Source organism: Bdellovibrionales bacterium (assembly GCA_016714165.1).
In the GTDB taxonomy this organism is placed as follows: Bacteria; Bdellovibrionota; Bdellovibrionia; order Bdellovibrionales; family UBA1609; genus JADJVA01.
Window position 1 is genome coordinate 1 of the sequence record JADJNU010000016.1, and the last position, 4,323, is coordinate 4,323.

5 protein-coding genes are annotated in these 4,323 nt (G+C 48.3%); all 5 read right to left on the bottom strand.

Annotated features, from left to right (window positions below; all coding sequences use genetic code 11):
* Positions 1-1,212: 1,212 nt before the first annotated feature.
* Positions 1,213-1,833, bottom strand: coding sequence for a hypothetical protein (locus tag IPJ71_19630; GenBank protein MBK7845853.1), 621 nt, complete (start codon positions 1,831-1,833; stop codon positions 1,213-1,215).
* A 306-nt stretch (positions 1,834-2,139) separates the two neighbouring features.
* A complete protein-coding gene (locus IPJ71_19635; protein MBK7845854.1) occupies positions 2,140-2,313 on the bottom strand; it encodes a hypothetical protein in 174 nt (57 codons plus the stop codon).
* 461 nt (positions 2,314-2,774) lie between these two features.
* Positions 2,775-3,023, bottom strand: coding sequence for a hypothetical protein (locus IPJ71_19640; GenBank protein MBK7845855.1), 249 nt, complete (start codon positions 3,021-3,023; stop codon positions 2,775-2,777).
* 87 nt (positions 3,024-3,110) lie between these two features.
* On the bottom strand, positions 3,111-3,890 hold the full coding sequence (locus tag IPJ71_19645; GenBank protein MBK7845856.1) for a hypothetical protein: 780 nt from the start codon (positions 3,888-3,890) through the stop codon (positions 3,111-3,113).
* 119 nt (positions 3,891-4,009) lie between these two features.
* The gene (locus IPJ71_19650; GenBank protein MBK7845857.1) at positions 4,010-4,243 is read right to left on the bottom strand and encodes a hypothetical protein; all 234 of its coding nucleotides are present in this window, start codon (positions 4,241-4,243) and stop codon (positions 4,010-4,012) included.
* Between the last annotated feature and the right edge of the window lie 80 nt (positions 4,244-4,323).

The following is a 4,323-nucleotide window of genomic DNA, read 5'->3' on the forward strand; positions in this document are numbered from 1 at the left end:
GAATGCCCACTGTGACGTGTAGCGGCCCCAGGAGCATCTATTTCTGTTTTTTGACATCTTTGTATCTTGAACTTATTTTCGTTGAACCTAGCGGGCTACCTCATGTATTTTTCTTCGTAAAACAAGCGTTTTTGGGTACTCAGAACAAATGTTTTGTAGCTTTGCTTACAAAGTTATGTATACTTAGCATGGCAAAACGGCACCCAAAACAGGGGCAAAACCGGCACCAAAAAGAGGGTGAAGCCAGGTTCTCCGCAATAACGCAATTCACGAGTAAGCGATTTTGACAGTGGCCAAAAGCCGTGGTACACTCCGCTTGCGGCGAAAAGCGGCAAGGGTTGCCACCGAAGTACGGCTACATAAATAGACTGTAGACGTGTCAGCTTTTAGCGTAAGGTAACAGTTAAGGATAAAGGTTTGTGTTAGCAGGAGCTAAACGTTAGTCTTGGCTAAAAATAGCTTTTAGCCTTGGCTAAACTAAAAGGGCTAAGAAAATAGTTAGTCAAGGCTAAACGTTCTTTTGGCTTGACTAAACGTTAGTGGTGGCTAAGAAAATGTAAAAGTTATAGTAACTTCTAAGTTTTCTTAGTCACCACTAAAAAGTTCTTTAGCGACGAAAAACAGGGTTTTTAGAAAAATGATTATTAGCTTATTTTTTGGATTAAAATAATATTTGAAATATTTTAATAAAAAATTTATAAAAATTTTGAAATAATAATTCTTCTGTTCTTACTTCTTTTTCTTCGTAGTTAATATCCTCTTAAGTCTTCTAATATTCTTCTCCTTAAGTCTTAATAAATAAGTCTCTTATTTCTCTAAGTTTTATTCTATAATCTCCTTATATATATATTATATATATATAAGACTCCTAGGCCACCTTTATACTAAAGTCTAAGAAACTATAGTCAAAAACTTTACAAAAAAAGTCTACCTCTTTACCCCCTAAACCTGCACCAGTCCCCCACCTCTTTTGGCCCTGCACCTAGCTCATTCTCCATGAACTTTTGTAAAACTCCTGCCCAAAAGCCCAGGACCACGGCTGCATGATTCCTTGTCTTTTGCCCCAGGAGCAACAACAAAAAGGCCCCGAAGTCTTGAAGATATTCCTCAAGATTCCAGGGCCTTTTTCTTATGCTTTTTGGACAATGTTCATGCAATTCCAGGCAGCATCTTTTTGGACGAGGCTTTTCAAACTGTCATTCAAAATGGTTTTTAGAAGGGGGTTAGAAGGTCTTGCATCTGCACAAGCTCTTGCGCTATGTTGCGTAGCCTGCGTGCGGCAAGCGGCGACAGGTCAGCGGCAGCGTGGCCCTCGACCAGGGCAAAGGACATTGCCTCAAGCCTCGACTGCATTGCCTCAAGCTCAAGGCGCATGGCCTCAAGCTCAGGCTCGTTGCGTTCCTGCCCAGGATGTAGGGTTATCGGATTTTCCATGCTCAGTACGTCCTCTCTCAGGCGTATGCCTGTTAGCTCAAGGGTTGCCTCTTGCACATTGCTGAAGCCCCTTGTTTTCATGTAGTAAGTCTCTTGCCCTTCATTTGAGTAAATGAAGAGAAGAAGAAGCGTCCCCTGCGTTGCACCTGCAGCACAAGGCCCCGACTCAAAGGCCCAGGTCGCAAGCCTACTGTCATCTTTCAATGGCAGCAGCCTAGCGGCCTGCAAGCGTTTGGTCAGGGCCATGCGTTCTGGCTTCTCGATTGTGAAGAGTCTTCGCTCAATGCGCAGTGCCGCCTGCCCTCTTATCTTAAGCTCTCCGTTTATTGCAATCGGCAGCGTGAGGAAGAAATGCACCTTTTGCGGATAGTCCGGCTTTTGGTCACTGGTGAACGGCATGCTGGTCTACTTGGCATGCCTTCTCCAAAGGGCAAGGGCTTCTTTGCTGTCTCTGCCGTGACCTCTGCACCTGTGCCATGCAGCACGTCATACAGCACTGACTGAAACTCGTCTACTACGTCACTTCTTCCTGCCCTTGCAGCCATTTCTATCATGAAATTTAGGCTATTAACAAGCCCTTCTAAATCGTCCACAAGTCCCCCTTCAGGAATAGCCTTTCCTGCCCTCTAGAGGCCCCTAGGAGCCTGCTAAAGGGCATTCAGGTATCAGAGTGCCACTTTACAAATTTCGTGTCTCCTAGCCCTTCTAGGAGCCTTCTACGATTATCTCAATTTCAAGGCTTTTGGCAAAGTCTTCTGCAAACTTGTCAAGGTCTTGCAGCCGCTTCTCAAGCTTGTCTTTTTCAGCCAAAATCGCAACCTGTTCGGCATGAATCCATGCCCAGGTGTGTGCTAAGTTGCTCTTGGCCCACTCCGGCACACACCGCAGACTCGACCAAAATGCCCAGGTCACGGATGTCCTGTATGGGGGAACCGGGTTAAGCAACTGGATGTTTCGGAGCCTTTTTGTGGCTTACCTTAAGGATTTTCTTCAAGGCAACGGCAGCAGCCTCGGACTTTTCGACCTCTTCCTTTTGTGTGGTCTTCATCAATTCAAAGAGTGCCGGGTTGGCTTCAACCGCATCCGCACACCTTCAGCAAGCGGCAATCGCTTTTGGAATGAGGTTCGGCCGGTGCCTCGCTCGATGACCGGTAGGTACCGGATACCATCAGACTTTCCCCAAGTTTTCCACCTGAATGTTTACGTGCTCCTGCTGTCCCTTGTGTTCTTGAACCCGATTAATGTATTGCCTACACCAATATGCAAAAAGAACGTGTAATAGCGTTGGAAACTTTTTGCAATATGCCAAACCTCTTCCATTGTCCCCCAACCTTCAGGAGTCATGACAAGGCCATTGTTCCAGTACCCCACGATTTCGGGGTCATCAGAAAAGGCTGCAATCGAAAGCCCGTGCAAAGCACAGGGCCATTAGCGTAAACCTCAAAGGCGCAGCCAAGAAGTGAGATGCTAACGGAGCAACCCCCGGCAAAGTTTGAAGAACTAACACCAAACTTGTAGTCAGGGAATTCTTTGGTGATTGCCTCTTTTATTTTCTTCGCTATGTCTGCAACAGTCACAACTCTGTTCATTGTCAGCCCCTTTTCAAGAATGATTGACTTCCCTGCACACGAGTATAGCAGATTGTGGCAGGGAAGTCAACTTAACGTTTTGCGCTCTTAAGCAATCTTGCAGCGGGTCAGAACTGTTTGCGCAATCCCATTGTAGAAGTCGTTGGCCTTGACACTGCCAGCGATGTTAACCTTCTGGCCTTCCTCAAAGTCCTTTGCGCCAGAGGCAAACCACGTCATGACGTTGCCTTCCGCAGTGACCAGCTTGACCAGGGTAGTAACCCCGTACTGCCCAGGAAGGAAGCGGGTGCCGGTGACGGTGGCGTTTACAAAAACCTTCTCACCGACTTTTGCGAAATGCTTGCTCTCGACCTTCGGAGCAGCTTCACCGGCTCGTTGGTATGCGGCATACGCACTGACCAAAAGGTTCAGGTTGCGGAAGCTAACGGTTTCCACTGCCGCCACTGCCTGAAGGTTGCGCACATACTCACTGTCAGGAGCAAGGGCAGCGACCACTGCCTTGACCTTTGCCACTTCAGCGGTCTTCGTTGCGGCTTTGGCAACGATGTCTTTGTTCCAGGCCCATGCCCCACAGCTAGTGATTACCGTGCCGACCAAGCTTGCAGTCGAAACACCAACCCCGTTCTTTTCCACAGTGGCCCGACTCACCCATCCACTATCTTCGACCACTGCCAACGTAATGGCGAGAACTTGGTCAACAGAGGCGAAGCGCCGTTCCATGCGCAGGCCCTTGGCCTCTTCCGCAAAGCCTGCGACCTTTTCTTCCAGGCCCAGGAAGTCTAGGCCAGAAGGCGTGAACCCGAAGAAGCGAACCAAGCACGAAGAGCCGACCTGTACTTCTTCGCCAGTGGCCTCGTTCACAACCACATACGTATCCTTACGGTTACGAATGGTGTTGCACACATCGCAGTGACAATCAGAAGGCCGCACTGCCAGAGTCTCACCAGGAACCACACGAGTTACCAGTCCTGCCTCTTCGTCCCAGGTCAATGTCGCAATGAAGCGAAAACCGTTGACCTTGACACTGGCACCGTGAGGTCCAGGGCGAACCATTCTTCGTAGCCAGCGATACCGTCTTCGTCAACAACCTTGACGCTGTAATCGTTGACCGTAAACTCGATGCGCTCGGCAATCCCGGCCTTCTCAGCCTTGCGGTTCGTGGCGTTGATAATGTCCAGAGCCTTGTCCAAAAGTGCAGAGTCAAAGTTGTAGGTCGTCATCTCAGGTTCCTTTTCTAGTGACTGTCTCGCTTGCCTACACACATTGTAACACGGATTTTACAAAAACGTATCCCCCAAAA